The following is a 26,286-nucleotide window of genomic DNA, read 5'->3' as shown; positions in this document are numbered from 1 at the left end:
GGATATGTTAGCGGGGGGCAGCCTTTGCCATCTTTGTAAAGGTATCTAGAACGAGCGCCGCAGGGTCAAGGTTGACCGCAATTCCGTGCCGCGCGCGGGCACTGATCTCGGCGGCGAGATCGGCCCAGACGCGGGCCTGATGTGGATGCGGGGACAGGCGTGCGAGAACGTCGGCTTCGCCCTGTGCGGCTGGTGGCTGTGGCGCGATACCGGTGGCCCCGGTACGGGCAAGGCGGCTTAACAGCAGATCAATGAGGGTGAAAAGCAGGTCGCGCTTTGCCTCACCGCCCTTCGACGCGGCAAGCTCGGCCAGTTTGAGCGCGCGCGCCCGGTCCATGCGGGGCAGTGTATCCATAAGCCCGACCAGTTCTGCGTACATAGACGCACCGCCCAGCAGCGACAGGCGCATCGCCCCGCCAACTGATCCGCCGGACAAAGCGGCAAGCGCATCTGCATTCGCCGCCTGCACACCCGCCTGTGCCATCGCTTCGGCGACCTCGGCGGCATCCAGCGTGCGTAGGGGCAGCGTGCGACACCGCGAGCGGATCGTAGGCAACAGCCCCGACGGTTGGTGAGAAATCAGGATCAGCACCGCACGGGCAGGCGGTTCCTCCAGCATTTTTAATAGAGCGTTGGCGGCGGTGGTATTCATCAAGTCGGCATCATCAATGATAACAACGCGGTAGCCGCCATCAGGTGCGGACATCTGGAAAAAACCGTTCAGGGCCCGGATGTCATCCGCAACGATTTCCTGCCTCATCTTTTTGGTGGTCGGGTTGATGGTTCGGGTCACATTGCGAATGCGGCCTTCGCCGCCAGAAGCCACCCGCTGTGAAACAGGATGGTCGACAGGAATATCAAGCGTTGTCGGCGGGTCAGGTGCGAACATGCCACCGGTGTCGGGTTCCGGGGTTGCCAGCAAGAAACGCGCGATCTGCCATGCAAGCGTGGCTTTGCCCACGCCACGCGGACCCGTCAGCATCCAAGCGTGATGCAAGCGGCCTGTATTGAAGGCGTCGACAAAGGCGGTTTGCGCCGCCTCCTGTCCGATCAGGCGGGGAGTGTCGCGCGGGTGGGGGGCACCATCTAGGCGTTCCGGTTGTGGGGCTGCTTCATCGCTCATGTCAGCGGTTTAACGGGGATTGGCAGGGTTGGAAATGGGGCGCGGTCGTATCAGCGGAGCAGGGCCTGTATTTTTGGAAATTCCTGCCCGTTCGTTTGGAAAGGCCGTCAGGTTTGCGCTGCCAGTACCGCGTCTGTAGCGGCGCAAATGTCTGCCGCGACAGCGTCAATGTCTTGCCCACCATCGATCACCCGAAACCGGCCGCTAAATTCTTCGGCCAGGGCCAGAAACCCTGTTCGCATGGCTTCTTGCAGGCTGGTACCAAAGTCCTCGAACCGTTCCTCGGTCCCCTGTCTACCCTTGGCGCGCTTGAGCCCTTCGACAGGGTCCATATCGATCAAGATGGTCAAGTCAGGCTCGACCCCGATCATCAGGGTGTGAAGGCTGTCTACGACACCCCGCAAGTCACCACGGCTAAGGCCTTGATACATGCGTGTACTGTCGGCAAAGCGGTCACAGATCACGATTTTGCCCGCTGAAAGGGCAGGGCGGATGAGGCGCTCCAGATGATCGCGGCGTGCGGCTGTAAACAGCAGTATCTCGGTCTCGGCTGACCAGCGGTCAGGGTCACCCTGCAAAACAAGCGCGCGGATTTCCTCGGCCCCCTTGGACCCACCTGGTTCACGCGTAAGAACAACCTCGTGGCCCTGCGCGCGCAGGTGCTCGGCCAGCCGCGCCACCTGCGTGGATTTGCCGGAACCGTCAATGCCTTCGAAGCTGATGAAAAGCCCTTGCTTGCTCACGAAGCCTCTGGGGCGGGGCCAGCATTGATACGGGCAGCCAGATGTCTGGCCGCTGCAACCACACGGCCGACAAAGCCGTGGCGCATGACGTCACGGTCTGCAATCAGCGGTATCCGCGTTTCGGACAGACCTTCTGGCGTGATGATCAATTCACCGATCTGGTCGCCCTTGGCGATAGGGGCTTTAACGGGACCGTTGTAAACAACTTCGGTTTTCAGGGGTGAAATCGGATTGACGGGCAAGAGCACCGACAGGTCCTCGGCCAGTTCAAGCCCGACAGACGGCTCGGCGCCAATTGCTACTTCGGCCTGAGCGATTTGTGTGCCGGCCTTGCCTAGCTCTGTCTGGGTAAAGCGCCGGAAGGCCCAGTTCGTCACAGCCTCGGATTCAGCTGCGCGGGCTTGCGCGCTTTCCAGTCCGGACAAAACAAAGATGATCCGTCGATCCCCCTGTTTGGCAGACCCGACAAGGCCATAGCCGGCCTCTTCTGTGTGGCCGGTTTTAAGACCATCGGCCCCGATGCCCAGTCCCAAAAGCGGGTTGCGGTTGAACCGGTTGGCGGATTCAGACGGGTCAAACAGAAATTCTTTTTGTGCAAACATCGGGTAATATTGCGGATAATCTTTGATCAGCTTACCTGCGATCAGCCCCAGATCGCGCATGGACATCCGGTGACCCGCCTTGGGCCAGCCGTTAGAGTTTGTGAAGGTCGAATTCGTCATGCCAAGCTGCTGGGCGCGCATGGTCATCTGACGGGCAAATTTGCTTTCTGTGCCGGCCAAAGCTTCGGCAATCACGACACAGGCATCATTGCCTGATAGCACGATGATGCCCCGGATCAGATCTTCTACCCGTACCCGTTCACCGGCCTTCAGGAACATTGTCGATCCACCGTATGCCTGCGCTGCCTGAGACACGGGCAATTCCTGGTCAAGATCAAGTATCCCGTTATCGATCGCCTCGAATGCCATATAAAGCGTCATCAGCTTCGACATGGAGGCCGGTGGCAAAGGCTGGTCGGCGTTTTTGGTCATCAAAACTGTGCCGCTGTTGAAATCGAGCACAAATGCCGATGTTGCGCGGGTGTCAAATGCATGGGCACTGACAGATGAGAGCATCAGTGCCAGTGCTGCCAAAGAATGTTTCAGTCCGCGCATATCGGTACCTCTTGGTGTCAGCTGGAAACGGCGTAGGCGTCAGTGAAGCCTTCGGATTTGATAGTCGAAAGGATCTTGGCCTGCTCGGCATTTGTTGCGGCAGGGCCCACCACAACGCGCCAGAAGGTTTTGCCGTTGATTTCGCTTTGCTTGACTGTCGGTGCAAGTCCGGCGCCGCGCATCTGCTTGGCGGCACGTTCGGCATTTGCCTCAATGCTGAAAATACCGATTTGGATAAACGGCTTGGACAGGCGGGATGCCTGAACTGGTGCCGCCGGGGCCGGGGCCGGGGGCGGTGTCGGCGCCGCCGCAGCAATCGCGGCTTCCGCGGTTGCTGCTACGGGATCAAGCGGTGCTGACGTCACATCAGGCGCGGCCTGAACCATCGCATCGGCTTCTGTAATAACAGGTTCTTCGGATTGTTCCTGAACCTTGCGCAGGGCGGTGACATTCAGCTTTTCCGGTGCCCCTGCAAGGATACCAAGAGAGGCTGCCGCATCTGATGAGATTTGCAAACTTGGACCGGGAATATCCCGTTCACGGCGGAAAAGAGCGCCGACAACAAATTTGCCATTGGTCTGGTTGCGGATAATGACCCGTTCTGGTTCGTCTACATCCGGATGTGCGACCCAAACGCCACCAAGGCTGGGCCGTCCATCCCACAGGCCCTCGTCTGTGACAGAAAAGATTTCAGGCGCTTCGACATCACGTTCGATTGTCGGGCCACTGGCAGCCGCAGCCAATGCGACATTGCTGTCACCTTTAGTCGTCGGCAGGGCGAATTTCCCTTGTTCGTCACAGCCGGTTAATAAAGCGGAAACCACAAGCGTACCTGCCAAAGCATACACGCGGCGGCCGTGAAGCGCCTTGCCCAGACCTGATTTGAATTGACTGCCCATAATCTCTCGTCCTTGCCTGCGTGCGCGCCCGTTTGAATGGCACGCATCTAAACCCCTTTGCGGGGCATTTGCGGCACTCTAGCGTGCCAAAGCCCTGCACGACAAGAGATGCCCGACTGCATCGGCAATTTTCCCCGCTGCCCCGCGTGAATTTTGCCCGATTGCAGAATCATTTCCAGGCATTTAGGAAGCCCGCACTGCGGAGGTTTGGCAGAGTGGTCGATTGCACCGGTCTTGAAAACCGACGGGCGTGAGAGCGTCCCCAGGGTTCGAATCCCTGAGCCTCCGCCAGCCCACACAATTTTATGATTTTAAATCAATGAGGTATGTGAGGTATTTGTTTCGAAAACCCACATTTGAGCCCACACTTTGAATGAGCTGTGGTTGGCTCATATCGTACCATATTGGACAAAGCACTATGGCTTTCAGCGTACTCACGGCCCAGAGCCGACCTTGAGCGAGGCCTTCGGATGCTGCAGTCGCAGCCCGCCTAGCGGACCTTGGTCGAGATCGCAGCATTTCAGGATGTCAGATGACCGCAATGCGGACAAAGCCGACGTCAAAGTAACGCGTTTGAACGTCGGCTTTGGCAGAATTCGTGCCAATTCTGTGGTCGTATCAACCTTTGTCGATAACTTTGCCAACAACTTCTGTTACGGAGTCCGAGACCTTGTCCACTAGCGTTTTGATCGTCCCTTCGTCCATCTTTACCGCCTCGCCCGAACTTCGCGCGTTTTGTTGTCCGAACATACGCCGCACTAACTCAGCTTTGATAGCCTGTTGTTCGCCGATCTTTAGGCTCGCAATGAACGGATCCAGAGCCTGCGTTTCGAGGGCGTAGGAACGAAGTGATTTTTCGTTGTTTCGATGCATGGTGGACTGACGAGACGTGTAGCCTGCTGCATAGAGCAAGATCGCTGTTAGAGATGAAACTGTAAGAATGTCGGGCCAGTTGATCGCACCTTCTTCCGTCGTAGCGAATCCAATCACGTACTTGGTTCCCAACCACAGGACAGCGAGGCCAAGGCAAATCAGTGATCTGTTACGCCAGCGGTCAGCCTCGACTTTTTCATCCTTGGCACTCTTATGGTACCCGCCCGCAACAGTTTCGTCTGTTACAAGGTCGTGAAGCGTTCTAATCGCAGCCTGCTTTTCCTTAATGTCTTTACTTGCATTTTCGCGTGCTAATCTGAATCCATCAAATGCCGCGTTGAAACGAGCATTTTGGATTTCTACAATGCCTGTTCTTTCCTGTTCGAAAGCATCTTGTTGCGCTTTCAAAGCGACCGCAAACTGCCTGTCGCGTTCGATTTGAGCATCGGAATGATCCTGCACACGCACCGTCTGCTTTTCGACGAAGTCGTCCTGCCACTCTGCCAATTTATCGTTAGTAGACTTGTCTAATACGTCAAAGGACCTTGAAAGTACCTCAGCTTTTTCACTCACCGCCGTCAATGCCGCTTCGTGCTTGGTGAACCGCTCATCTGTTTCATTGGCGGTAGCTTCGATTGAAGACATGAAAGACCTCAAAGCTTGTTGCGCGTTTGCAATAACTTCCTGAGATTCCAGCGGGCGGGACATTGCTGCTAAATTGTATATCTTGGGTATTTGTGTCGTTGCTTGGTCATTGGCAGCGCGAAGTTGTGAAATGTCAGGATTGTCAGAGTAGGCCCTTAACTGATTTAAAACGTGTTGGTTAAAGTGCTGCTGCAACTGATCTAACCATTGCTTAGGATAGAATTCATGGTCCAGTCCCGCGACGAGCTGGTGCAAATTGTCCATTACATTTTTTAGTCTTCGCCGTTCGTCTTCAAACGCCGCATCGGTGTCTTCTACTTCTGTTTCCAGATATACTTCGGCTTGGCTCAATAGCTCGTGGATTGGGTGGTTCTCAAATTCGTCTGACCAACGCGACACTTAATACTCCTGAACATGACTTGTTGTAATACCAAGTAGATCATACGCCATTCAACTAAAAGATGTAACATTTTAAAGCCGACGTTCGTCGCGTCGCAGAAGCTCGGTTACATGGGCTCACTGCCGCCATTCGCTGCGGTTGCATACGAAATTAACGTCAAATCATTGGGCGAGCGGCTGCAATGCGGACATGCTGCGCTTGCCCATGCAGATGCGAACGGCAGCTTAAGCTGATATGTGCTTTGGACACACGGTACGAAGCATGAGGCGACTCGATGGATCTTGGAATGGAAGACAGAAACACGCTTATGGCACTTGAAGAGAGCCTGTGGCTTGCCAATACCCGCTTCGATCCTGACTTGATGGACAAAACCTTTGCGGAAAGTTTCGTGGAATTCGGGCGCTCGGGCCGACGTTATGAACGGGCCGAGATGATTTTCGAAAGCACCCCCCATGCCGTGATTGACGCTGAACTTCCTCTTCAGCACTATGCCTTAGAGCTCATCGCACCTGATGTGGCCTTGGCAACCTACACGAGCATAGTGAGATATGGCGAGAGGGTCGAACGGGGCCGCCGCTCATCCATCTGGGTCAAAGTTGAAGGCCGCTGGAAGTTACGCTTCCATCAGGGAACCCCATATTAACTGAGGGCCCTGTCTAAGTCGAACTTTCAGGGCGTCTGCACAACAAAAGCTGACATTGGCGCTAACTGCAGCATCCGTAACTATGGGCTCACTGCCGTCATTCGCTGCGTTCTGAATGAAGGTCCGCTTACAGATTGTGGGGCTGTGAATGCTTTAGAGAAGATCGATCAGCTCTGTTTGAATTGACGGTTATCTGACGACAGGAAGGTCAGAGAGTCTCGTGGTATAGCGCGGACTACGATGATCGGCCCGCAGCTGCCACGGGCGTTTCATCCTTTCGCTCGCAAGCACCATCGTTTTTTTACCGAACCGGTCATTTACCCGATCGAGTGCTGACATCAGTGCCGCAGATTTTGGCCGAGCTACATCGAACAGGGTCCGCGGACGATCTTCGAACCGCACCAGATCATCCAGCAGTACGCCGGCCTTCGTAAAGCCGAACGACCCGACCTTTCCTTTCGGCCAGGCCGCCTGCGCGCATCGACGTGCCGCATTAACCAAATCGAAGGTATCTGAGGACATTGGCATCAACCGCGTCGATCGCGACCCCGAATATTGCGGCCGGTCCTGCCGGTGTCGATTTGTGTGATAGAAAACCGTCAGCGTTCCGGCCACCAAGCCATGCCGCCGTAGTTTCTCAGCGGCTCGTGTCGCATGTGCGGTGATTGCTTGGAACAGCGTATCGAAGTCCGTCATGGGTGTGCCTGCGGATCGTGTAACGGCCATACCTTTGCGCTGTGGCTCTACCTCGTCAAAGGACAGGCAAGGCTCTCCCTGAAGTTCAAGCACGGTGCGCTCGAGCACTACCGTCCCAACAGTGCGCGCTTGTCGCAGCGGCATGCCTCGCAGGTCTGCGGCTGTATAGATCCCCACACCGTGCAGTTTTTTTTGTGTCTGGCGCCCCACACCCCAGATGTCTCCGACCGGCACCATCGGCAGAATGAGGTCCGCAAGCGTCTCATCCATCATATCCAGCACACCCGCGAAAATCGGATTTTTCTTGGCCACGTCATTGGCGCATTTCGCCAGCGTTTTGGAGGATGCAATGCCAACCCGCACAGGGACGCCGATACGTTTGAGGACTTCGGATCGAAGGGCACGCGCGTGGGCCGTGCGGTCCTTGAAGCCGGTGAAATCCAGAAAGCACTCGTCAATCGAATAGATTTCCACGTTAGGCGTGAAGTCTTCGTAGACCTCGACGATCCGCTTGCTGATATCGCCGTAAAGGGTGTAGTTCGAACTGAACACCCGGATGCCGTGGGCTGCAACCTTGTCCCGGATCAGGTGCAGGGGTTCCCCCATCTTGATCCCGAGCGCCTTGGCCTCGTCACTGCGGGCGACTGCGCAGCCGTCGTTGTTCGAAAGCACGATGACGGGCACGTTCTTCAAGGTAGGGTCAAAAATCCTTTCGGCGCTGACATAAAAGTTCGCGCTATCGCTGATCGCGATGGGCTTCTTCACGCCAGATCATACCGCCGGACGACACCTGCAATCACGCCCCAGATCTCGCTGTCTTCGGTGAGTTCAATATCTGGAAACTGCTCATTGCTGTTCGCCGGTGCAAGATAATACTGATCGCCGCGCTTGCGCAGGATTTTTGCGGTGACAGCACCTTCAACAACGGCCAGAACGGCCCGACCAAGGCGCTTCTTACCCGCACGGTCTACGGCGATGATGTCGCCGTCACGTATCCCTACATCCCACAGACAGTCGCCCTCAACGCGCCACCAGAAAGTCGACGCTGGATGCCGCACGACCCACGCCATAGGATCGATTTCATCTTCGAGGTCGTCCCCCGCAGGCGACGGAAATCCTGCGCTGACAGGCATAGTGACCAAGCGCATCTGGAAGCCATTGGCAACGACAGGTCGTTCGACGCGATGCACCGGCATAGAGACTCCTTAATGTTCATGTTTTGTTCTAAATCTGCTATATGACCCGCAACTGTCAAGACCGTTCCCGAAACACTGTCAGATTTATATGCTGCCCGGATTGAACTTCATGCCTTAAAGAGTTCGCACAATAGCAAGGCCATATGCCGATTGTAATTTTGGTATGATGTGGCGTACGGCGTCATATTTTACATAGCAGACGTAGCCGGCTATCGATTTCTGCACTTGGAAGAAATACGGCGTCGTCATCGCGCCAGCACTCCAAGGCGGAGATCAGAAGCTCAACGTCGCAAATCTCCGCCGTATATAGCTGATCGACAATCCAGAGCACACCATGCACCCGCACATTGCGTGCGGCAGCCACTTTTCGAAGCAGGGCATCACCCGTTAGCAGGATTCCGTTTTCCTGACAGGTTGCGGTCATCAATGCGAAGCAGTCGTTTGCTGAGAGGCGGCTATGTTCCCGTTTCAGTGCAAAGACCTTTGCTACCTCTTCGCTGGGCAGATCATATGTCGCAAGTCCGCCATCTTCGAGCATACGCCATTCCTGTGGTGTGAAATCGAGAAGCTCCTCCACGCGGATCGGTAGCGGGACGATGAACCTATAGGCGATCAGATCGAGGCTTTGAAGGGTCAGGCAGAGCGCCAATCACAGACAGGCATTGGCGCTCTGCCTGACCAACACGAGAAGGTGGCAGAGCCACCCAAGCGCGGTCTCTGGGCGCGTCTGGTAGTATAATGGCTACTTACCGGTCGCTTTTGCAATTCCGACAGATACATAGTCTTCTATTTCCGAAATAATCAGATCTGGTTCCTTCAACTGGGCTTCCGCTTCATCTAGACGTCTCTCAAGTATTCTGATGCGGGAGTTAAGCAAAGAAACAGCGTCTTCTGTTTCAGACTCCAGAGTTTCAAAAGTTCTTTTAGCTTCCATACCTGCAAAGCCCTCCACTACATATTGCTTCCCGTTAACGCTAAGATTAAACACGCTTTCCAGCATAGGTTCACATTCGACACCGGGCCAGTTTGCTGTACTCATTCCCAAAATCCTTCCTGTGTACTCTACATCAAATTCGTCAACGACTTGTCCGGTGAATGCTTCAACTGCTTGGATGCAGGCCAAAATGTTACCGGCCTCACCAGCGAAAGCTTCTGCTGGTAGATTTAGGGCAAGGGCTAGGGCTAAGAGTTTGGATTTCATAGGGTCATTTTCTATATTAGGTGTTTGTTGTAACGTATGTCATTTGAGAGATATTGGAAGGCCGTCGTTCCATTCGCGGCCATCGGCCTCTGTCGCCAATGGCTTCCACTATATCGAGTAAGTCACGTAGAGAACGAGCCAATCTATCAAACTTGGTGACAATGACGATATCACCTTCACGGAGCTGATCGACCAGCTGATCCAACTCAGGCCGCTTTCGCGCCGTTCCAGTTATCTTGTCGGCAAAGATACGTCGGATCCAACTTCCTTCAGGGCGTCGAGTTGTGCATTGAGGCTCTGGTCATCAGTAGATGACACGAGCATATCCAATAATCCTGATTATAGAGTGCCACAAACACCCCAAAACCAGACCAGTTGTTGAAGGTTTATGGCAGATGGTGTCCGATAGGGGATCGTTCACCGGACGCTGAAACATCGGTAGGCCGGCCCCAGTGTTTACAGCAAAAATAGATTCTCATTTGACTGGTACGGTGATAGTCTCATTGACGGGGCCTTCTGCGTTACACATGAGCGCAACCAGAACTCACTCGCCAATTTCGATCTAAGGGTGCTTTTATGTCTGATATCCGCATTGGCTATGCCCGCTGCTCGACCGACAAACAGGACCTCGCGGCACAACGTGCGGCACTCCTCGATCTCGATGTGGCGGAAGACCGGATTTACACAGATCATGGCCTGACCGGCACGAACCGGGAGCGGCCAGGCTTGGCGCAGGCCCTATCCGCTGTCCGCGCGGGGGACACATTCGTTGTGCCAAAGCTGGACCGGTTGGCACGCTCGGTCCCGGACGCCCGCGCTATCGCGGATGAATTGGAGAAGCGCGGTGTAAAGCTCGCCTTGGGTGCGTCGGTCCACGATCCAACCGATCCGATGGGTAGGATGTTTTTCAACATCTTGGCCACTTTCGCTGAGTTCGAGGCTGATCTGATAAGAATGCGGACCAAGGAAGGCATGGCTATTGCGCGCGCAAAGGGGAAGCTGAAGGGCAAGAAACCAAAGCTGTCGGATCGTCGTCAAACGGAACTGCGCCGCATGCACGATACGGGCGACTACTCTATCAGCGATCTGGCAGAATTATTCGACGTGTCTCGGCCAACCGTCTATCGTGTCTTGCAGCGGACACCGAGCGCAGACGCACCCTCAACTGCGGTGTAGCGGCCATTCGCTGCACGGCGCATGAACTTACACAACGCGGGACAAAGGGTGAATTCGCCGCAGTTGCATCAATGTCTGCTTAGAGCAGCTTAAATCGTGTTTGTTTTTTTTGCAGCCCACTGAAACAAACGCGTATCGCGGGACCCTCTGTTGGACTTCTTTCCCATCTGACGGATCGCCAGCACTGTTATGGGAATCCATACTTTTACTGCGACCATCGCGGTGCAATAAGGTGAACGCAGTTGAAGTTGTGAAGGTAAGACATGGCATTCGTTAGGAAAATGAGCCGACGGGCAGCACTTTTGGGGGGTGGCATGGTGGTCGGTGGCGTGCTCACCAGGTCATTCTCTGCATCAAATCCGACGCTTGATGGGACCAGGTCCATTCAACCGGCTGGCGCTGCAGGGACATTGAACGACGCAAGCGAATTGAGCGAGACACCGATCTTTAAGCATATCATCGTCAAAGACGATCCTGGAGAACCTTTAATCGCATCGATCCGCGCAGAATTAGACGACGCCCGCACCAATAACCGTCCTGTCAATGTCGGTGCGGCACGTCATTCCATGGGCGGGCAGGCTATCCCCCGCAATGGTCATGCGATCACATTTGAAAACGACCTTGTCGAAGTGGACACCGCCAACCAGACGATGCGTGTACACGCAGGTGCCCGCTGGCGAGACGTGATCGCTACCACCGATCCGATCGGTTTTGGCCCGCGCGTGATGCAGTCAAACAATGACTTTGGTGTTGCGGCCACGTTCTGCGTGAATGCCCATGGATGGCCCGTCAAAGAGGGCCCAATGGGAAGCACCGTGCGCGCGTTCGACATGATTTTGCCGGACGGCAGCCTTGTGAGGTGTTCCCGCACCGAAAATGCCGATCTTTTTGGCCTGACAATGGGAGGCTATGGTCTGACGGGGATCATCACCCAGATGGACGTTGATCTTTTGCCAAACCAACGGCTTGAACCCAGTTTCCAAGAAATGCCAGCCGAGGCATTCGGGGAAAGTTTCATGGCTGCGCTTGCGGACGAAACGGTCAAGATGGCCTATGGTCGGCTGAACGTGCAGCGGGCCAGTTTCATGGCTGATGCCCTGCTGGTTACCTATCGTGCCAGCACCGATCAAAGCGACCTTCCTGCAGCGAGCGGATCGGGCGTCGCCGCAAAGCTCGCAAGTCGCATTTATCGCGGGCAGCTTGGGAATGAGTGGATGAAGCGACTGCGTTGGTGGTTTGAAGCCGATCTTGCGACCAAACTGGCCAGTGGGCCTGTTACGCGCAACAGTCTTATCAATGAACCTGTCGTTACGCTGGATGACCGTAATAGTCACCGTGTGGATATTTTGCATGAATATTTCATCGCGCCCGCCCGCTTTGCGGAATTTGTCGCAGTTTGTCGCGCCGTCATCCCGGGATCCTATCAGGAATTCCTGAACGTGACTTTGCGTTTCGTGGACACGGACCCCGACAGTTGGCTTGGCTATGCCACAACCCCGCGCATCGCGGCCGTGATGTCGTTCAGCCAAGAATTGACCGCCCGCGCGGAGGCCGACATGCAACGTATGACCCAAGAGCTGATCGACGGGGTTATTGCGATTGGCGGGACATATTACCTGCCTTACCGACCGCATGCGCGCGCCGATCAATTTGCGCGGGCCTATCCGCGCGCGCCGGAATTCACAGCCGCGAAACGCGCATTGGATCGTGATCTTATCCTGCGCAACAACCTTTGGGACAGCTATTTGGAGGCCCTATGACCTTGATCCAGAAATTTGCACTTGGGTATTTCGTCATTCTCATGGCTGCCGCGGGTCTAAACTATATCCCGGGGATCACCGATGACGCGGGGCTGGCATTTGGCATCTTCGCGCTCGATCTGTTCGACGATATGCTGCATTTGGTTTCGGCCATCTGGGCGCTTACAGCGGCACTTTGGGGGGCCAGAAGCAGCAAGATATTTCTGGTCATATTTGGCGCGCTGTACCTTGGAGATGGGGCTCTGGGTTTTCTGACAGGCTGGGGCTATTTGGATTTTGGCATCTTCACGAACCCCTCGGACGGCTTATCGTTCACGATTTTCCGGGTCCTTGCGAACCTGCCGCATATCGCACTTGGCGGTGTGGCACTTGTTGTGGGGCTGCGGTTGGGGCGCACTTTATGAGGCGTTTTCTGATACGTGCTTTGCTAGCCTTGCTGTTTATTGTGATTGGGCTGTTGGCGCCTGTGGGGTACAATGAGCTGGCTTGTCGCCCAGACAACATCCCTTCAGATTACGTGGCGATCGTGCCATCAGAGCACCACCGACCCGAAGGGCGCACGCTGCTCACCTATCCTGAATGGCACATCGTCCATGCTTATGATGACTATGCAAAGGTCATCAGCACGGGCGATCCGCATGACTACGCCTATTTACCTGCCATTGCCGGATTTTGGTCGTCACTTTGCAGCCTGTCCAAAGCAGCTGGACCACACGGAGGCTTTCCGAGCGAATTCAAATCCACCGTTTACACAATTGGTGTCAGCTTCACCGCAGAGCTTTTGGCAAAGTCACTATACGAAGAGACCATCGGGCGCGTGGCAACCGTCATCAGGGGAGAAGACCGCGCGCCATTGGATGATCTGACCGCGCAGCAGGCCGAACAATACGCCCAGTTTCTGCGCCAAACCCCTTGGTACCAATGGGATTTCCAGCGCGCCGCTACAGCCCTTCACATTGATGCAACGGATGCGTTTCGCGATCGCGAAAGACGGTTTGCGGTCGGTTTGGAATATGGCGTGAAAACCCGCTACGCCGCTACCATTGCATCTGCCGTCGCAGACATGGAACCGGACGCCCTGCGCCTGCGGATGATTGTCTCGGGCTTGGGGGCAGATGATCTTTCCGCCTTTAACGACGTGGACGTTATCTCGGCGCGCGACACAGGTGTCGAAATTGACACACCACGCTACCGCGCGCTCACGCTGCTTTTGTATCAATTTGCCCTCGCGGGGGGTGATTTTGTTGAGATTGCGGGAAACGATGACATCCTTTTCACTGTGACATCTGATGCCACACAGCTCAGCGAGGCGCTCTATAGTTTTGCGCGCCAAGGCTACGGCGACACCCGTCATTTGATCCTGTTGCCCGTCCGTGAATTAGCAAATGCATTGAGACAGTTAGATGAACGCGGCCTGACGTTGGAACACATCCATGACTATTAAAACATGGGCCGCATCGCTTGGTTTTGTTGTGATCGGGTGGGTCGCACTTCAGCTGGGGGTGATGTTTTTTACCGACGCGGCACCCGGTGCTATGGTCTTGTTTCCCAGCGAAGGGTTCATATCCCGACTACCCGACAACACGGGGATTGTAGACATCGGAACCAAGTGGATCACGGTTGCGTCGGATGATCCAAGTCTGGGCAGAAAACTATATGCAGCTGGCGCATTGATCGTTCTACCGGCCGGATTGCCTCGATGTTTGCCACTGCGATAGATTTGGAATGAACATAAGTGTCCGGCGAGCCGCGTTAAAATATGCCGAAACCTGGCATTAAATCCGCTGCTCGAGCACAATGCATCAAGCAAAGGCCAGATGGCTGCCTCGGAGGCCAATTCCCGAAACATGCCCGCACGCTTCGCACAGCTGGCCATTTGTTTACAATGCAGTATCGGTAAGTTTGGGCTCATTCCTCCCATACGCTGCATCCGCACATGTTCCAAAAACGGCCCTTTTTGGAACGGGTGTGCAGACGCAATGAATGATCGGTTCGTGCTCACTTTGACCGATGCTCCAGTTTGAAAGCTGGCCTTTCTGGCAACCATTAGAACTGTTGCAATAATCATTGACCAAGACGGTAAGCTTCAGCAAACCCTGCAGACGAAAGTGTCACTGGGGGAATATCCTATCAAACTCTTATGGATAATTTGGTTTTTCTTAACAGTGTTTTGGGTGAGTGCTGTTCTCATTGCATTTGATGGTGACAGGCCATCTCTCGCTCAAGTTTGGCTGATCGCATCAACACGCAATCCGCCGCTCAATGACTACCTTGAAGATCCGGAAATGCTATGCCGATTAATCTCAAACCAAGAGGCCGAAATTCTTGACCAACATGCTGACCCGATACCAGAATATGACGGGTATGCTGTTCCTGCAGACCAACGTGACGCAGTCTTGGAAGCCTGGCTTGAAGACATAACGCGGCTTAACGCAAGGCGCTTCGATGGTCCTCCGGCTGGGTTTGTTTGGTTTTGTGATCAGCAAGACTATGTCGGGGCTGCCATAATACGCTCAGACGAAACGCGACCGTTGCGAGACGCAATCGATGTCAGTAAAAAATTTGCGGTAATATTATTGTCTGTGCCACTCGCCGGCATGTTAATTGGGCTCTTTCTTTTTTGGACGCCGTTTCGGCGAGGAGCGTAAATATCCATTTCAAAGAGATCACGCACCCGCCCTTAACGGCAATTACGACCGCACAGCAGGCCTTACTGCTGTTCCCAAAACGCTCCTTTTTGGCACGACCACAAAACACCTCGTTTGATGCTGCCATAGACCCCGTTCAAAACCCATGTGGTTGTTGAAAGTTTTCCCACTTATCCACGAGAAAAAGCGGCTGAAAATATAACCCTCTGATTGTTTACCTTTTCGCAGTGCTTGTATGTCATTTAACGTGAAAATGGTGCGGCGGCTTCGTCGTGGGTAAGAATAGCCAATATTGCCATTTCCCCGAAATCGCTGAAGAGGTATGCCTTGATCAAAGAGATTAAATCCCTTCCTGACGTCTGGCGCAAGATGCCAAGTGAGCATCACGCACGTGTCTTTCTCGAAAGTATCATCTGGGCCGGCGGTCGGTATTGTCCGCATTGCGGAGGTTTGCGTTCGATCAAGTTGGCGGGAGAGTCGAGCCGCCCAGGGCTCTATCAGTGCAGCGAGGCCGAGTGCCGTGGCCAGTTCACTATCACCACGAAAACACCCCTCCACGCCACCAAGCTCGATCTGCGGATCTGGATCTCTGCGATGTTCATTGTGCTCACATCGAGCAAGGGGATTTCGTCCGTCGTGATGGCGCGCCTGCTTGGTGTGAACCAGAAGACAGCGTGGAAGATGGGGCACGCTATCCGCGAACTGATGGATGACCGGAACGGCGAACTGCTGCCGCTGGAGGACATCGTGGAGGTGGATGAAGCCTACGTGGGCGGCGCCCCGAAATCACTCTCGGGGGCGTATAATCCAAGGGGAAAAGGCACCGGTAAGCCAATGATCTTCGTCGCGGCCTCGCGGGACGGCCAGGCGCGGGCGAGGGTTGTTGCGGATGATCAGAGAGCCACTTTGGAACCCGTCCTCCTGGAGTGGATTGAACCGACGACAACGACGCTGATGACGGACGGCAGTACCAGTTATCCCGGTATGCGGAAGACGATGGCATCCCATCATCGCGTCATCCACAGCAACGACGAATACGCGAACCCCGAGACCGGCGCTCATGTGAACACGGCCGAATCTGTGATCTCTCAAGTTCAGCGGGCACTGGTCGGCGTGTATCACAATCTCGGTCGCCAGCATCTTCAGCGATATCTCGATGAGATCGTTTGGCGTTGGAACCATCGGGAGCAGGTTCGCGATGTGGTCAAACAGTGGACCACGAAAGCCGGTGTTGATCGTGAGAAGTCCACGACGATCTGGAAGCCGATCCCGGTGCTCGACCAGATGCGGGTGCTCCTTCAAGGAGCCGTGGGTAAGCAGATGCGCCGCTCGAAGGAATATGGACTATGTTGGCCGTGAGTGAGGGCTTCACGCGAGAGGGCGATGCAATGACTGTTTTGGAGTTTTCGACGCCGCGCTGTCGGGTGGATCGTGTGCTTCCTGAGGATCAAGTGGCGATTGTCGCGCTTTACCTTGATCCCGCGGTGCGCCGGTATCTCGGAGGGCCTTCCTCGCCGGAAAGAGCAGCGGAGGGTGCTAACGCCGCAATGCAAGATAAAGATCGATCATGTGCTCGAGCAGTGCGACTTGTTGGGGAGGAAAACCTCGCTGGACTCTTGTTCCTTGGACCACATCATGATGGGATAGATATCGAAGTATCGTATTGCTTTGCTCCCACCTACTGGGGCAAAGGCATCGCATCCGAGGCTGTCAGCGGATTGATGCAACGCGTCAACAGAGATCTTGGGTTGCGTCGGGTCGTGGCAGAGACTCAAAAGGACAACGAAGCATCTCGGAAACTCCTGGAAACAGTCGGGATGCGTCCAATTCGAGAGCTGGTTCGATTTGGTGCGCCGCAAATCATCTACGCCATTGAGGTATGAAGAAATGTTGAGGGACATTGTCGCCGCCAGCTTCGTAATCTAATGCATTGTGATTACTGCTTTGTTTGGTGGATAGGCGGGAAAGTTTTTGTCTCCACCGTAATAGCAGACTTTAGCATCATCGCAGAAATTCGGTAAAGAGGGCTCTTTGCCGACTTTCGCCGCGATTGCACATCGAAAAAGCTGGGTCGCAGCCCTGAGCGTCCGCTTTCTTCAAATTGCCCAGTTTAGTTTGCGGGCGCAGCGAAGGTACGCAATCCGCCCAAGGTTTCGTTTGGCCATGTCCGCTTTGGGCTGGGAGCAGCCATTAGACGCGTTTCACACTAACGGCGGCCTTGGGCCGTTCATGTCGGTCGACACAATGGGCGGGGAGCGGACCTTCGCTGCGGCTGCAAACCAGATTGGACAACTCAAAGAAAGCGGACGTTCACTGCGGCGATCCAGTTTGTTCGACATGCAAGCGCCGCGAATGACGGCAGTGAGCCCAGACTGTGAATTCGATTTTCTCGCTGCGTGCGATCGCAACACAAAAATTGGCGCGCCTGCGTAACGTATAGCGCTGCGCCGCGGCGAGGAAACCAGCCATTGAAGCTCTTTGCAGCGAAGTTGGTTTAGGGAATTCCGCAAGTTGCGGGACTTTTCTGCCGTTCGTTGCAACTGTTCCAGTGTGCTTTTCTGGATAATTAAAACAAGGACTTGCCCGACACCTTCATTTCGATCAGTAACGAATTAAGACAAAATTTGATAGCGATTATAAGGGTAGTTAGATGGCGTGGTTTTGGTGGGTTTTGATCGTTGGTGCAGCACTTTATGTCTACTCCAAAAGGCGCGGTGGCGCAGGGGAAATCGATGGTAAAGATGCCTCACTGCTTAACCCATGGTTTAGGTCAGAGGGCATTGAGCCAAGTTCTGTAACCTACAGCACGTATAACGATAAAAATATTATCAGCGATGGTGCGGAAAAAATTTACGTTGGTATGGGTTACCAAGAAGGCAAAACTGTCGGGTTTTGGGCTGAGGTTGCGGTCGCTACCGTTCTCGACGCCAATACTATCCAGCCCGGTGCTGCCAGTTATCATAGTGCAGATGCGCGAGCAGCAAGCTACGAAGGCAGTCTTCTAAAGCACAAGCTCACTGAAAGATCACTGAAAATTACAATGAACATGTAGCCTAAAAATTCTTAATTGTCGTGGCCTGCAATCGCTTAGAGGGTCTTCTGCTCACCGTCCTAATAACCACCGCTTGCTGAACGTGTTGCCGAACCGGCCTATCGCCCAGTTGCAGCGGGGGTCTGGAAGGTCCCGCAGTGCTGCCTCTCGCCCTACGGTTGGACGATAATTTTGTTTGCAGCGCAGCGAACGTCAGCAACGAGCCCGACTCAGCCATTGTGATTTTGTGCTGCGTGCGCTCGCAGCGTGAAAAATGCGGCAGGAGCGAAAACTGCGGTGCCGTCGCGCGGCGAGAAAACCGGTCATTGGTGCGGTCCGCAGCATGGTTCAAGTGTCGAATTTACGGGTCGCGGGACGAAGCTGCCGTAGACCGTGTGCTTATCAATGGCTGCTTCTGCGATTTTCGACCATTGCCCCATGAGCCATTTGAGTGCCTAAATGCAACGGCACATTCCAACATAGTGGCTCATGGCATGGGCACGTCAGTCGTGAATTTCGGCACGGAGTATCCGGCCTGTACAGCTGGGCGGGCGGCGATGCGCAGGTACCAGTCTTTGACATTCGGGAAAGCGTTCAGATCAACCTCTTGCCATTCAAACCGTGACACCCACGGCCAGCAGGCCATATCAGCGATCGAATACATGCCGCGCCCGATCCCTGCGATGTAGTCACGACCCTCTAGCCGTCTGTCCAACACGCCGTACAAACGCAACGCCTCAGCGCTGTATCGTTCCTCAGCATAAGCAGATTTGCCTTTGTTATATTTCACAAAGTGGTGCGTTTGGCCCAACATCGGGCCTAGGCCCCCCATTTGCCACATCAGCCATTCCACCATGCGCCAGTACTCGTCACCGTCACATTGGAATTGACCGTATTTATCGGCGAGGTACATCATGATCGCGCCGGTCTCCATCATCTGGATGCCTGTGTCGTGATCCACAATCGCGGGGATGCGGTTGTTAGGTGCGATCTTTAGGAAATCGGGTGCGAATTGCTCGTCCTTGGTGATGTCGATCGCGTGGGCGGCATAAGGCACGCCCAACTCTTCGAGCAGGATCGATACCTTGCGGCCGTTGGGCGTGGTCCAAGTGTAGAGGTCAATCATGGTGTGGTCCTTGGTTTGGGATCAAACGATATCAATACGGTAGCCGGATCGCGGGAAGTGGACGCAGACTGTGCCAACATCATCCGCTGTGCGCTCAATCGTGACTGTTTCGGCATCGGCGTAGCGCAGTGTACCTGCAACAGGCTGTTCGCCGCCATTTACGTCGGGGGTGACAGTGACGGATTGCCCGACGATCAGGCCTTGCGGTTCGTTTGGCGCCACGCCCGTCGCCGCAAGGGGCACGTGCGATTTTGCCTGCTCAGTCGCGTCTTGGGGGTCCATTGGTCGATATGTCCCGTGCCCGATGGCGCGGACATTGTCCTCCCATCGCACGAGGTTGGTGAACTCTGACAAAAATGACGGCCCGCCCGACCAGCGCCCTCGCAAGAACCAGACGACATGGTAAAACTGCGCATCAATCGCGGATGCGTCCGGCCCGAGCAAGAAATCACGCCCATCCGCTAGTTGCGCATCCAGCCATGACAGTGGTGCGCGCACTTGGGCTACAAGATGGGGCAGGTCGGCGTTGGCTTTTTTAAGCCCTGCGGCCCAGTCTTCGCCTAGATATAACCGCCCACGATCTGCGGCGAAATCTTTGTCTAGACTGTCACCTGCGGACCCAAGAACATGCCGAACGGTTAGATCGAAAAGCGCCCCGTCGGTCCAGCGGCTGAGGCACCACATCAACCCCTGATCGGCGGTGGGCATGAAGCTGGGCGACGGATACCGGCGCTCAAGTTCACGAATAATGCATTGACTGTCGCAATAGATGTCCGCGCCAATCTGCACCACAGGCGTGCGCCGATAACCACCGGTCAGCGCGGTCAGGTTTGGCTTTGGCGGTAGGCGCGGAATTTCAACGCTGCGCCACGCCAGCCCCTTGATACCAAACGCAACGCGTACCTTTTCGGCTACGGGCGACTGGGGGTAGGCGTGGAGGATGATCTCGGAGCTTGGGTTGGACACGGGCGGATTCCTCAGGTTTGAATTTCATGCATTCGGGGGCCACGACAGGATAGGTATGCATCCCGATCTGGGAGTTGCGCAGCATATCTGCCAGATTGGTGTGCTGGGCCTTAAGGGCTGAAAGACTGGACACAGATAGGTTCCCCTCCTGGGGTTATGTCGATGCGACCAACGCCAACCCCTGCACGTCTTTGACGAGGGTGGGCTGAACATCGGTCAGATAATTGAAATTGATAAGCGCAAGGCGGGCGTGCTCGCGCACCAATGCCTCTGCGCGCGCGCCTTCGCGGTTTGTGATGGCTTCCAGGATCGCGCGGTGTTGGCGCTGAGCATAGCGCAAAGAATCCTGAAAATCGGGGATCGCGGCCTGTTCGCTGAGGAATGCGGAGGGTGAAGCAAGAGGCAGCAGGCTCATCCTTTCAATCTCACGCCGGATAAGCGCGCTGCCCGAAAACTTCGCCAAAAGCGCGTGGAATTTCGCGTTACGGCGCACATAGCATTCAAAATTCACACCGTCCGAGGCCTTTAAGGCGCGATCAATACCTTCCAATGCATCATTTGCTTGGCCCAGCAAATCAGCGCTTACGCCGCGCTCGGCGGCCATGCGCGCTGCGGTGCCTTCAATGACGCCGCGCAATTCGATCGCATCAGCAATGTCGTCGCGGGTAAATGTTGCGACACGGCAGCCGCCAGTCTCGATCCGTTCCAACAGTCCTTCGGCGACAAGTCGGTCCATTGCCTGACGCAACGGAGTGCGCGACGTCCCAAGCTGTTTTGCCACTGCGACCTCGGGCAAGCGCTGCCCGCCCTCAAACTCCCCGTTTATCACAAGGGAACGCAATCCAAAGAGGGCGCGGTCAAGCTGGCTGAGGTTTCCAATGGACACAAAGTAATCCTAGCGGTTTGGTTCGGCAGGTGCCGAGCGGTCTGAGTTAGATTGTATACAGAATTTGAATCTGACAAGTGAGTCGGTCCCGATTTGAAGGAAATTCGACAATTTCGTGCAGAAAGATGTATACAATTGGTGTTGAATACACTGTTCTGAAATTAATTTGCATCACGAATTAGCCGCTGCGAAACGCCCTCCCGTGCCTTGGAATTGGACAAAAATCTTGACCAAACCGCAGAGCTTGGCAGCGGAGCAAATCGAGTAAATTCAAAGAATTGCGCCCGGGTTTGTGACATTCATGAACTGTACCCACCGGCTTGCTGTCCAAAACAAGTTAGCGCGAACAGGTCAGGCCATGACCTATCCACCACATACGTACGAGCAAATGAAATGCTTGTTTAGAAAAAAACTTGTTCTTAGGGTTCTATTGATTGGGGGATAATGCGCCGCTGAGGGCCGCACTGGGAGGGTGCGTTTCTTTGCAAATTGGGCAGTCCCTCAAATCTGAAAATGAACCGATACATTGCTCCTGCTTGTTGGAGTGATTGATCGTCATTCCTTGGGAGGAACTATGAAAGATACAATAAACCGCAGAAAATTTCTGCGCGGGTCGGCTGTTGCCGGCGCCGCAGCATTGGCCACACCCGCAATTGCAGAAAGCCACGGTACAACGATCAAGATGCAGGCAGCCTGGGGCGGCGGTATCTTCCTTGAGAACGCACAGTCCTTTGCGGCACGCGTCAACGAAATGTCTGGCGGGTCTTTGACAATCGAAGTTCTGTCCGTGGACTCCGTTGTGAAGACATCCCAGATGCAAGACGCGGTTCACCGCGGCGTTCTGGATGCGGCACATTACGTATCCGCATATTGGTACGGCAAATCGAAATCCGCATCTCTGTTCGGCACAGGTCCTTGTTTTGGCTGGTCTTCACAGGAAATGCTCGGCTGGATCCACGCTGGTGGTGGTCAAGAACTGTTTGACGAACTGATGGAAGACTTGCAGCTGAACGTTGTGTCCTTCTTCAACTCGCCTATGCCAGCCCAGCCGCTTGGCTGGTTCTCTGAAGCGATTACCGATGCGTCCCAGATGAACGGTCTAAAGTACCGCACAGTTGGTCTGGCCGCGGACGTTATGCTGGAAATGGGCATGTCTGTTGTTCAACTTCCTGGTGGCGAAATCCAGCCTGCAATGAAATCCGGCCTGATCGATGCGGCCGAATTCAACAATCCGACATCTGACCGTGACTTCGGTATGCAGGATGTGTCCAAAGACTACATGCTAGCATCCTACCACCAGAGCCAAGAGTGCTTTGAGGTTACGATCAACAAAGACGTCTGGAACGGTTTGTCGCCCGAACATCAGGCGATCATCCGCAACGCATCTATGGCGGAAAACTCCGGCTTCTATTGGGGCAACACAAAGCGTTACTCCGATGACCTGATCAAGCTTCAGGAACAGGACGGCGTGAACGTTCACCGCACTCCACAGGCTGTTCTCGAAGCTCAGCTGGCGGCATGGGACACGGTTGCTGACCGCATCGCAAGCGAGGATCCGTTCTTTGCACGCGTGATGGAATCCCAGAAGACCTACGCCAAAGAAGTGATGGGTTACCTGAATCTCAACCAGCCTGACTACAAACTGGCATACGATCATTACTTCGCTTAATTGCGAATTGGTTTAACAATGTCCGGGTGCCTCATTGGCGCCCGGGCAATGTGCACTTGAAATCACTATGGCCGGGCCGCAAAGAATGCCCGCCTGATCTGTGAGGGGAGCAACAGTCACATGAAATTTGTCCATGCAATTGAAGGTCTTAGCCTTTGGGTCGGTCGCGCCTTTGGCTGGTGTATCCTGATCCTGACATTGTCCGTGTCCTACGAGGTTTTTGTGCGATACGTCCTCAACTCGCCCACTGTCTGGGCGTTTGACATGATGATCCAAATGTATGGCGCTTTGTTCTTGATGTGCGGGGCTTACGCCTTGGCCCAAGACACCCATGTGCGAGCCGACGTGTTGTACCGTTTGTTTCCAGTAAAAGTTCAGGCGTCATTGGATTTTGTCCTTTATTTCCTTTTCTTCTTCCCCGGTGTGCTCGCGCTTGCATGGTACGGCTGGGAAATTGCATCTGACAGCTGGCGCTACAAAGAAGTGAGCTTTAACAGCCCCGCCAGTATCCAGATATATTTCTTCAAATCATTGATCCCAATGGCCGGTTTCTTGCTCGTGTTCCAAGGGGTGGCCGAACTGGTGCGCTGTGTGATGGCGTTCCGTACGGGTGTGTGGCCCGAGCGGCTGGTCGATGTGCGTGAGACCGAAGACATTCTGTCGGACGCCGATCTTGAAACGATCAGCTCCTTCGCCCGTGACAACAACAAATAGCCCCAAGCGCTTCTAGAAAGATAAAAAGATGACAAACCCCGAAGTCGCGCTGATGATGTTGGCGCTGTTTATTGTTCTGGTTCTCCTTGGTTTTCCGATTGCCTTTACGCTGCTCGCGATGGGTGTCGCGTTTGGCTATTATGCCTACCACCGTGAGGGATCGGTTGAGGTCTTCAGCGACATTTTCAACAACAACATCTTCTACCTGGTGAACCAGAACACTTATTCAGTCATGGAAAACCCGATCCTCGTGGCGATCCCGTTGTTTTTGTTCATGGGTTATGTCGTGGAACGAGCGAACATCGTCGATAAGTTGTTCTTCTCGCTCTATATGGCTGCGCGAAACCTGCCTGGTTCACTAGCGATTGCGGCCTTGCTCACCTGCGCGGTTTTCTCGACAGCCTCCGGCATCGTAGGCGCGGTTGTGACGTTGATGGGCTTGCTGGCCTTCCCCGCGATGGCAAACGCCAACTACGACAAAAGCTTTGCCGCGGGTGTGATTTGTGCGGGCGGGACCTTGGGAATTCTGATCCCGCCGTCGATTATGTTGATCGTTTATGCCGCGATTGCGGACCTGTCCCCGCTGCGCCTCTATGCGGCTGCAGTCTTCCCGGGATTGTTGCTGGCAGGCCTTTATATCGTCTATGTTATCGTGCGCGTGTACTTTAACCCTGCATTGGCGCCAAAGCCGACGATGGAAAACCCACCCCCGCCGCGCGAAATCTATCTTGATCTATTAAAATCTTTTGTCCCATTGACCGTGTTGATCGCATTGGTTCTGGGTTCGATCCTTGGTGGTCTGGCCACGCCTGCCGAAGCTGCCGCAATGGGTGCTCTTGGTGGCATGGTCTTAGCGGTTCTGTACCGTTCGATGACATGGACCAAGCTGAAAGAAAGCGTGTTCCTGACGGCCAAAGCCACCGCAATGGTCTGTTGGTTATTCGTCGGGTCATGGACCTTTGCGTCGGTGTTTTCCTACCTCGGTGGCCACGACATTATCGCTGATTTCGTTGGCGGTTTGGACATGGAGCCATGGCAGTTCTTGATCCTTGCACAGCTGATCATCTTCTTGCTGGGCTGGCCGCTGGAATGGTCCGAGATCCTGATCATCTTTGTGCCGATCTTCCTGCCACTTCTCGAAGTGTTCGGTGTGAACCCATATTTCTTTGCGATGCTGATCGCGTTGAACCTGCAAACGTCGTTCCTGACCCCGCCCATGGCCATGTCGGCCTATTATCTAAAAGGGGTGCTAAAAAACCAGATCGAGCTGATGGAAATTTTCCGTGGCATTATGCCTTACCTCGGGATTGTGATCCTGACGATGTGCTTGATGTATGCATTCCCCGGTATCGCGCTGTGGTTCCCTGACTACCTCTTCGGACCCTACATCCCGTGATCAAGAACAGCTACACCTTAACAGCATCCGAGGCGCTGGCTGCCATTGCGTCGGGTCGTCTTTCGTCGGTCGAACTGGTGAAATCCTGTCTTGCGCGAATTGCTGAAACGGATGGCGCGATCAAAGCATGGGCGTTTTTGGATGAAGGCGCAGCACTTGCGCAAGCCGCAGAATGTGACCGCATTCGCATCGCAGGGCTGGCGACGGGCCCGCTGCACGGCATCCCTGTCGGGCTCAAAGACATCATCGACACCGCCAAGATGCCCACGCAACGCGGCAGTGTGATCTTTGAGGGCCGCCAGACAGACAACGTCGCCCGTCTGGTTGAGCTGCTGCGCGAGGCGGGGGCGGTGATCATGGGCAAAACAGTGACGACCGAATTCGCGTTTGTACACGCGAATGAAACACGCAACCCACACAATCCCGATCACACACCAGGTGGATCATCGAGTGGGTCGGCGGCGGCTGTGGCTGCACTGCATGTGCCTCTGTCAATTGGAACACAGACCAACGGATCTGTCATTCGGCCCGCATCTTTTTGCGGTGTCTTCGGGTTCAAACCCACGCGCGGTGTCATTTCGCGCGATGGGATTTTGCAAACGTCTGTGTCGTTAGATCAGGTTGGTTGCTTCGGACGCTCGCTTGCGGATGTGGCTTTGCTGACGGACGCGATTGGTGGATATGATCAACGCGACGCCGTCAGCTTTGCGCGGCCACGCCCGAATATGTCGGCAGGCGCTGCGGCAGATGCGCCCGTGACGCCCGCGCTGGCGTGGTTTGATTTGCCGTTCAATGACCGCCTGTCAGGTGATGCTTTGGACGGGATTGATGCGGTTATTGAAATCCTCGGGCCATCGGTGGAACGCATGGCGGCGGCGGACACACTTTCTGATCTTGTTGCCGTTCAAGCCACCATCCACGAATACGAAATCGCCCAGCATCAGGCGGAGGTGTTCGAGACACATTGGGACCAGATCAGCGACACGCTACGACCCGTCATCACCCGAGCGCGCACGATCACGAAAGCGCAGTATGACGACGCCTTGGCGGTCAAAACCTCTGCCGAAGGGTTCTTCAAAGCCTTTTTTATGGACTACGATGCTATCATCGCGCCCTCGGCTGCGGGTGAGGCCCCGATGTTCGGCAATGGTACGGGCGATCCGATTTTTTGCACACTTTGGACGCTGGCGGGATTGCCCTGCATCAGCTTGCCTATGCTGGTCGGGGAAACAGGGCTGCCCATTGGCGTGCAGCTGATTGGACCCGCTGAAAAAGACGATCGGCTGTTGCGCACGGCGCGCTGGCTGCAAATCCATCTTGCTGACGCAGCAGAATAAC

General features: G+C 54.8%; 27 protein-coding genes and 1 tRNA gene. 15 read left to right on the top strand and 13 right to left on the bottom strand.

Annotated features, from left to right (window positions below):
* Positions 1-7: 7 nt before the first annotated feature.
* The 4 genes from K3757_RS11495 to K3757_RS11480 all read right to left on the bottom strand — a co-directional run bounded on the left by K3757_RS11495 (position 8) and on the right by K3757_RS11480 (position 3,922).
* The gene (locus K3757_RS11495; RefSeq protein WP_259995669.1) at positions 8-1,123 is read right to left on the bottom strand and encodes a DNA polymerase III subunit delta'; all 1,116 of its coding nucleotides are present in this window, start codon (positions 1,121-1,123) and stop codon (positions 8-10) included.
* Positions 1,124-1,230: 107 nt separating this feature from the next.
* A complete protein-coding gene (tmk, locus tag K3757_RS11490; RefSeq protein WP_259995668.1) occupies positions 1,231-1,866 on the bottom strand; it encodes a dTMP kinase in 636 nt (211 codons plus the stop codon).
* On the bottom strand, positions 1,863-3,023 hold the full coding sequence (locus K3757_RS11485; protein ID WP_259995667.1) for a D-alanyl-D-alanine carboxypeptidase family protein: 1,161 nt from the start codon (positions 3,021-3,023) through the stop codon (positions 1,863-1,865). Before K3757_RS11485 ends, tmk begins: the two co-directional genes overlap by 4 nt.
* Positions 3,024-3,040: 17 nt before the next feature.
* Positions 3,041-3,922 carry an SPOR domain-containing protein gene (locus tag K3757_RS11480; protein ID WP_259995665.1) on the bottom strand — a complete coding sequence of 294 codons (882 nt, stop codon included), beginning with the start codon at positions 3,920-3,922 and terminating at the stop codon, positions 3,041-3,043.
* Between the two features lie 201 nt (positions 3,923-4,123).
* Between K3757_RS11480 and K3757_RS11475 the strand changes: the two genes are divergently transcribed.
* Positions 4,124-4,213: transfer RNA gene (locus tag K3757_RS11475), tRNA-Ser, on the top strand.
* A gap of 327 nt (positions 4,214-4,540) precedes the next feature.
* Here the strand turns inward: K3757_RS11475 and K3757_RS11470 are convergent.
* On the bottom strand, positions 4,541-5,839 hold the full coding sequence (locus K3757_RS11470) for a hypothetical protein (RefSeq protein WP_259995663.1): 1,299 nt from the start codon (positions 5,837-5,839) through the stop codon (positions 4,541-4,543).
* Between the two features lie 287 nt (positions 5,840-6,126).
* Between K3757_RS11470 and K3757_RS11465 the strand changes: the two genes are divergently transcribed.
* Positions 6,127-6,483 carry a nuclear transport factor 2 family protein gene (locus tag K3757_RS11465; RefSeq protein WP_259995661.1) on the top strand — a complete coding sequence of 119 codons (357 nt, stop codon included), beginning with the start codon at positions 6,127-6,129 and terminating at the stop codon, positions 6,481-6,483.
* Between the two features lie 189 nt (positions 6,484-6,672).
* Here K3757_RS11465 and K3757_RS11460 read toward each other — a convergent pair whose 3' ends face one another.
* The 5 genes from K3757_RS11460 to K3757_RS11440 form a co-directional block, all read right to left on the bottom strand.
* Positions 6,673-7,944: a Y-family DNA polymerase gene (locus tag K3757_RS11460; protein ID WP_259995660.1), complete on the bottom strand. Its 1,272-nt coding sequence runs from the start codon at positions 7,942-7,944 to the stop codon at positions 6,673-6,675.
* On the bottom strand, positions 7,941-8,375 hold the full coding sequence (locus K3757_RS11455; protein ID WP_259995659.1) for a LexA family transcriptional regulator: 435 nt from the start codon (positions 8,373-8,375) through the stop codon (positions 7,941-7,943). The genes K3757_RS11460 and K3757_RS11455 overlap by 4 nt, the downstream gene beginning before the upstream one ends.
* 181 nt (positions 8,376-8,556) lie before the next feature.
* Positions 8,557-9,024, bottom strand: a complete 468-nt coding sequence (locus K3757_RS11450; RefSeq protein WP_259995658.1) for a type II toxin-antitoxin system VapC family toxin — start codon at positions 9,022-9,024, stop codon at positions 8,557-8,559.
* Positions 9,025-9,117: 93 nt separating this feature from the next.
* Entirely contained in the window at positions 9,118-9,576 is a 459-nt protein-coding gene (locus K3757_RS11445) for a hypothetical protein (RefSeq protein WP_259995657.1), read from the bottom strand.
* A gap of 16 nt (positions 9,577-9,592) precedes the next feature.
* Positions 9,593-9,826 (bottom strand): recombinase family protein, encoded by a 234-nt coding sequence (locus K3757_RS11440; protein ID WP_260001241.1) that lies wholly within the window; start codon positions 9,824-9,826, stop codon positions 9,593-9,595.
* Positions 9,827-10,152: 326 nt separating this feature from the next.
* Here K3757_RS11440 and K3757_RS11435 point away from each other — a divergent pair, with 326 nt between their 5' ends.
* From K3757_RS11435 to K3757_RS11395, 9 genes are all read left to right on the top strand, one after another.
* On the top strand, positions 10,153-10,752 hold the full coding sequence (locus K3757_RS11435) for a recombinase family protein (RefSeq protein ID WP_259995656.1): 600 nt from the start codon (positions 10,153-10,155) through the stop codon (positions 10,750-10,752).
* A 281-nt stretch (positions 10,753-11,033) separates the two neighbouring features.
* Positions 11,034-12,512 (top strand): FAD-binding oxidoreductase, encoded by a 1,479-nt coding sequence (locus K3757_RS11430; protein ID WP_259995655.1) that lies wholly within the window; start codon positions 11,034-11,036, stop codon positions 12,510-12,512.
* A complete protein-coding gene (locus K3757_RS11425) occupies positions 12,509-12,916 on the top strand; it encodes a hypothetical protein (RefSeq protein WP_259995653.1) in 408 nt (135 codons plus the stop codon). The genes K3757_RS11430 and K3757_RS11425 overlap by 4 nt, the downstream gene beginning before the upstream one ends.
* Entirely contained in the window at positions 12,913-13,956 is a 1,044-nt protein-coding gene (locus K3757_RS11420) for a hypothetical protein (RefSeq protein ID WP_259995651.1), read from the top strand. Before K3757_RS11425 ends, K3757_RS11420 begins: the two co-directional genes overlap by 4 nt.
* Entirely contained in the window at positions 13,946-14,230 is a 285-nt protein-coding gene (locus K3757_RS11415) for a hypothetical protein (protein WP_259995649.1), read from the top strand. The genes K3757_RS11420 and K3757_RS11415 overlap by 11 nt, the downstream gene beginning before the upstream one ends.
* 390 nt (positions 14,231-14,620) lie before the next feature.
* Positions 14,621-15,160: a hypothetical protein gene (locus K3757_RS11410; protein ID WP_259995647.1), complete on the top strand. Its 540-nt coding sequence runs from the start codon at positions 14,621-14,623 to the stop codon at positions 15,158-15,160.
* A gap of 369 nt (positions 15,161-15,529) precedes the next feature.
* Positions 15,530-16,519 (top strand): IS1595 family transposase, encoded by a 990-nt coding sequence (locus K3757_RS11405; protein WP_260001239.1) that lies wholly within the window; start codon positions 15,530-15,532, stop codon positions 16,517-16,519.
* Complete coding sequence (locus K3757_RS11400) at positions 16,507-17,043, top strand: GNAT family N-acetyltransferase (RefSeq protein WP_259995646.1); 537 nt, start codon at positions 16,507-16,509, stop codon at positions 17,041-17,043. The genes K3757_RS11405 and K3757_RS11400 overlap by 13 nt, the downstream gene beginning before the upstream one ends.
* A 767-nt stretch (positions 17,044-17,810) precedes the next feature.
* A complete protein-coding gene (locus tag K3757_RS11395) occupies positions 17,811-18,212 on the top strand; it encodes a hypothetical protein (protein ID WP_259995645.1) in 402 nt (133 codons plus the stop codon).
* A 466-nt stretch (positions 18,213-18,678) separates the two neighbouring features.
* Here the strand turns inward: K3757_RS11395 and K3757_RS11390 are convergent, their stop codons facing one another.
* The 3 genes from K3757_RS11390 to K3757_RS11380 form a co-directional block, all read right to left on the bottom strand.
* The gene (locus K3757_RS11390; RefSeq protein ID WP_259995644.1) at positions 18,679-19,317 is read right to left on the bottom strand and encodes a glutathione S-transferase family protein; all 639 of its coding nucleotides are present in this window, start codon (positions 19,315-19,317) and stop codon (positions 18,679-18,681) included.
* A gap of 21 nt (positions 19,318-19,338) precedes the next feature.
* Positions 19,339-20,283, bottom strand: coding sequence for a glutathione S-transferase family protein (locus K3757_RS11385; RefSeq protein WP_259995643.1), 945 nt, complete (start codon positions 20,281-20,283; stop codon positions 19,339-19,341).
* A gap of 154 nt (positions 20,284-20,437) precedes the next feature.
* Positions 20,438-21,169 carry a GntR family transcriptional regulator gene (locus K3757_RS11380; RefSeq protein WP_259995642.1) on the bottom strand — a complete coding sequence of 244 codons (732 nt, stop codon included), beginning with the start codon at positions 21,167-21,169 and terminating at the stop codon, positions 20,438-20,440.
* Positions 21,170-21,743: 574 nt separating this feature from the next.
* Between K3757_RS11380 and K3757_RS11375 the strand changes: the two genes are divergently transcribed.
* The 4 genes from K3757_RS11375 (at position 21,744) to K3757_RS11360 (ending at position 26,285) form a co-directional block, all read left to right on the top strand.
* Positions 21,744-22,838, top strand: a complete 1,095-nt coding sequence (locus K3757_RS11375; RefSeq protein WP_259995641.1) for a TRAP transporter substrate-binding protein — start codon at positions 21,744-21,746, stop codon at positions 22,836-22,838.
* Positions 22,839-22,958: 120 nt separating this feature from the next.
* Positions 22,959-23,552, top strand: coding sequence for a TRAP transporter small permease subunit (locus tag K3757_RS11370; RefSeq protein WP_259995640.1), 594 nt, complete (start codon positions 22,959-22,961; stop codon positions 23,550-23,552).
* A 28-nt stretch (positions 23,553-23,580) separates the two neighbouring features.
* Positions 23,581-24,948 (top strand): TRAP transporter large permease subunit, encoded by a 1,368-nt coding sequence (locus K3757_RS11365; protein ID WP_259995639.1) that lies wholly within the window; start codon positions 23,581-23,583, stop codon positions 24,946-24,948.
* The gene (locus K3757_RS11360) at positions 24,945-26,285 is read left to right on the top strand and encodes an amidase (protein ID WP_259995637.1); all 1,341 of its coding nucleotides are present in this window, start codon (positions 24,945-24,947) and stop codon (positions 26,283-26,285) included. Before K3757_RS11365 ends, K3757_RS11360 begins: the two co-directional genes overlap by 4 nt.
* Position 26,286 lies beyond the last annotated feature (1 nt).

This window comes from Sulfitobacter sp. S223, from assembly GCF_025143825.1.
Lineage (GTDB): Bacteria > Pseudomonadota > Alphaproteobacteria > Rhodobacterales > Rhodobacteraceae > Sulfitobacter.
This window is presented reverse-complemented; position numbering and strand designations above follow the sequence as displayed.

Coding starts and splice junctions, on each gene's coding strand:
- K3757_RS11425 (WP_259995653.1), top strand. CDS start 12,509: ATGACCTTGATCCAGAAATTTGCACTTGGGTATTTCGTCATTCTCATG.
- K3757_RS11480 (WP_259995665.1), bottom strand. CDS start 3,922: ATGGGCAGTCAATTCAAATCAGGTCTGGGCAAGGCGCTTCACGGCCGC.
- K3757_RS11365 (WP_259995639.1), top strand. CDS start 23,581: ATGACAAACCCCGAAGTCGCGCTGATGATGTTGGCGCTGTTTATTGTT.
- K3757_RS11445 (WP_259995657.1), bottom strand. CDS start 9,576: ATGAAATCCAAACTCTTAGCCCTAGCCCTTGCCCTAAATCTACCAGCA.
- K3757_RS11465 (WP_259995661.1), top strand. CDS start 6,127: ATGGAAGACAGAAACACGCTTATGGCACTTGAAGAGAGCCTGTGGCTT.
- K3757_RS11430 (WP_259995655.1), top strand. CDS start 11,034: ATGAGCCGACGGGCAGCACTTTTGGGGGGTGGCATGGTGGTCGGTGGC.
- K3757_RS11405 (WP_260001239.1), top strand. CDS start 15,530: ATGCCAAGTGAGCATCACGCACGTGTCTTTCTCGAAAGTATCATCTGG.
- K3757_RS11435 (WP_259995656.1), top strand. CDS start 10,153: ATGTCTGATATCCGCATTGGCTATGCCCGCTGCTCGACCGACAAACAG.
- K3757_RS11370 (WP_259995640.1), top strand. CDS start 22,959: ATGAAATTTGTCCATGCAATTGAAGGTCTTAGCCTTTGGGTCGGTCGC.
- K3757_RS11455 (WP_259995659.1), bottom strand. CDS start 8,375: ATGCCGGTGCATCGCGTCGAACGACCTGTCGTTGCCAATGGCTTCCAG.
- K3757_RS11485 (WP_259995667.1), bottom strand. CDS start 3,023: ATGCGCGGACTGAAACATTCTTTGGCAGCACTGGCACTGATGCTCTCA.
- K3757_RS11400 (WP_259995646.1), top strand. CDS start 16,507: ATGTTGGCCGTGAGTGAGGGCTTCACGCGAGAGGGCGATGCAATGACT.
- K3757_RS11395 (WP_259995645.1), top strand. CDS start 17,811: ATGGCGTGGTTTTGGTGGGTTTTGATCGTTGGTGCAGCACTTTATGTC.
- K3757_RS11375 (WP_259995641.1), top strand. CDS start 21,744: ATGAAAGATACAATAAACCGCAGAAAATTTCTGCGCGGGTCGGCTGTT.
- K3757_RS11415 (WP_259995649.1), top strand. CDS start 13,946: ATGACTATTAAAACATGGGCCGCATCGCTTGGTTTTGTTGTGATCGGG.
- K3757_RS11420 (WP_259995651.1), top strand. CDS start 12,913: ATGAGGCGTTTTCTGATACGTGCTTTGCTAGCCTTGCTGTTTATTGTG.
- K3757_RS11495 (WP_259995669.1), bottom strand. CDS start 1,123: ATGAGCGATGAAGCAGCCCCACAACCGGAACGCCTAGATGGTGCCCCC.
- K3757_RS11390 (WP_259995644.1), bottom strand. CDS start 19,317: ATGATTGACCTCTACACTTGGACCACGCCCAACGGCCGCAAGGTATCG.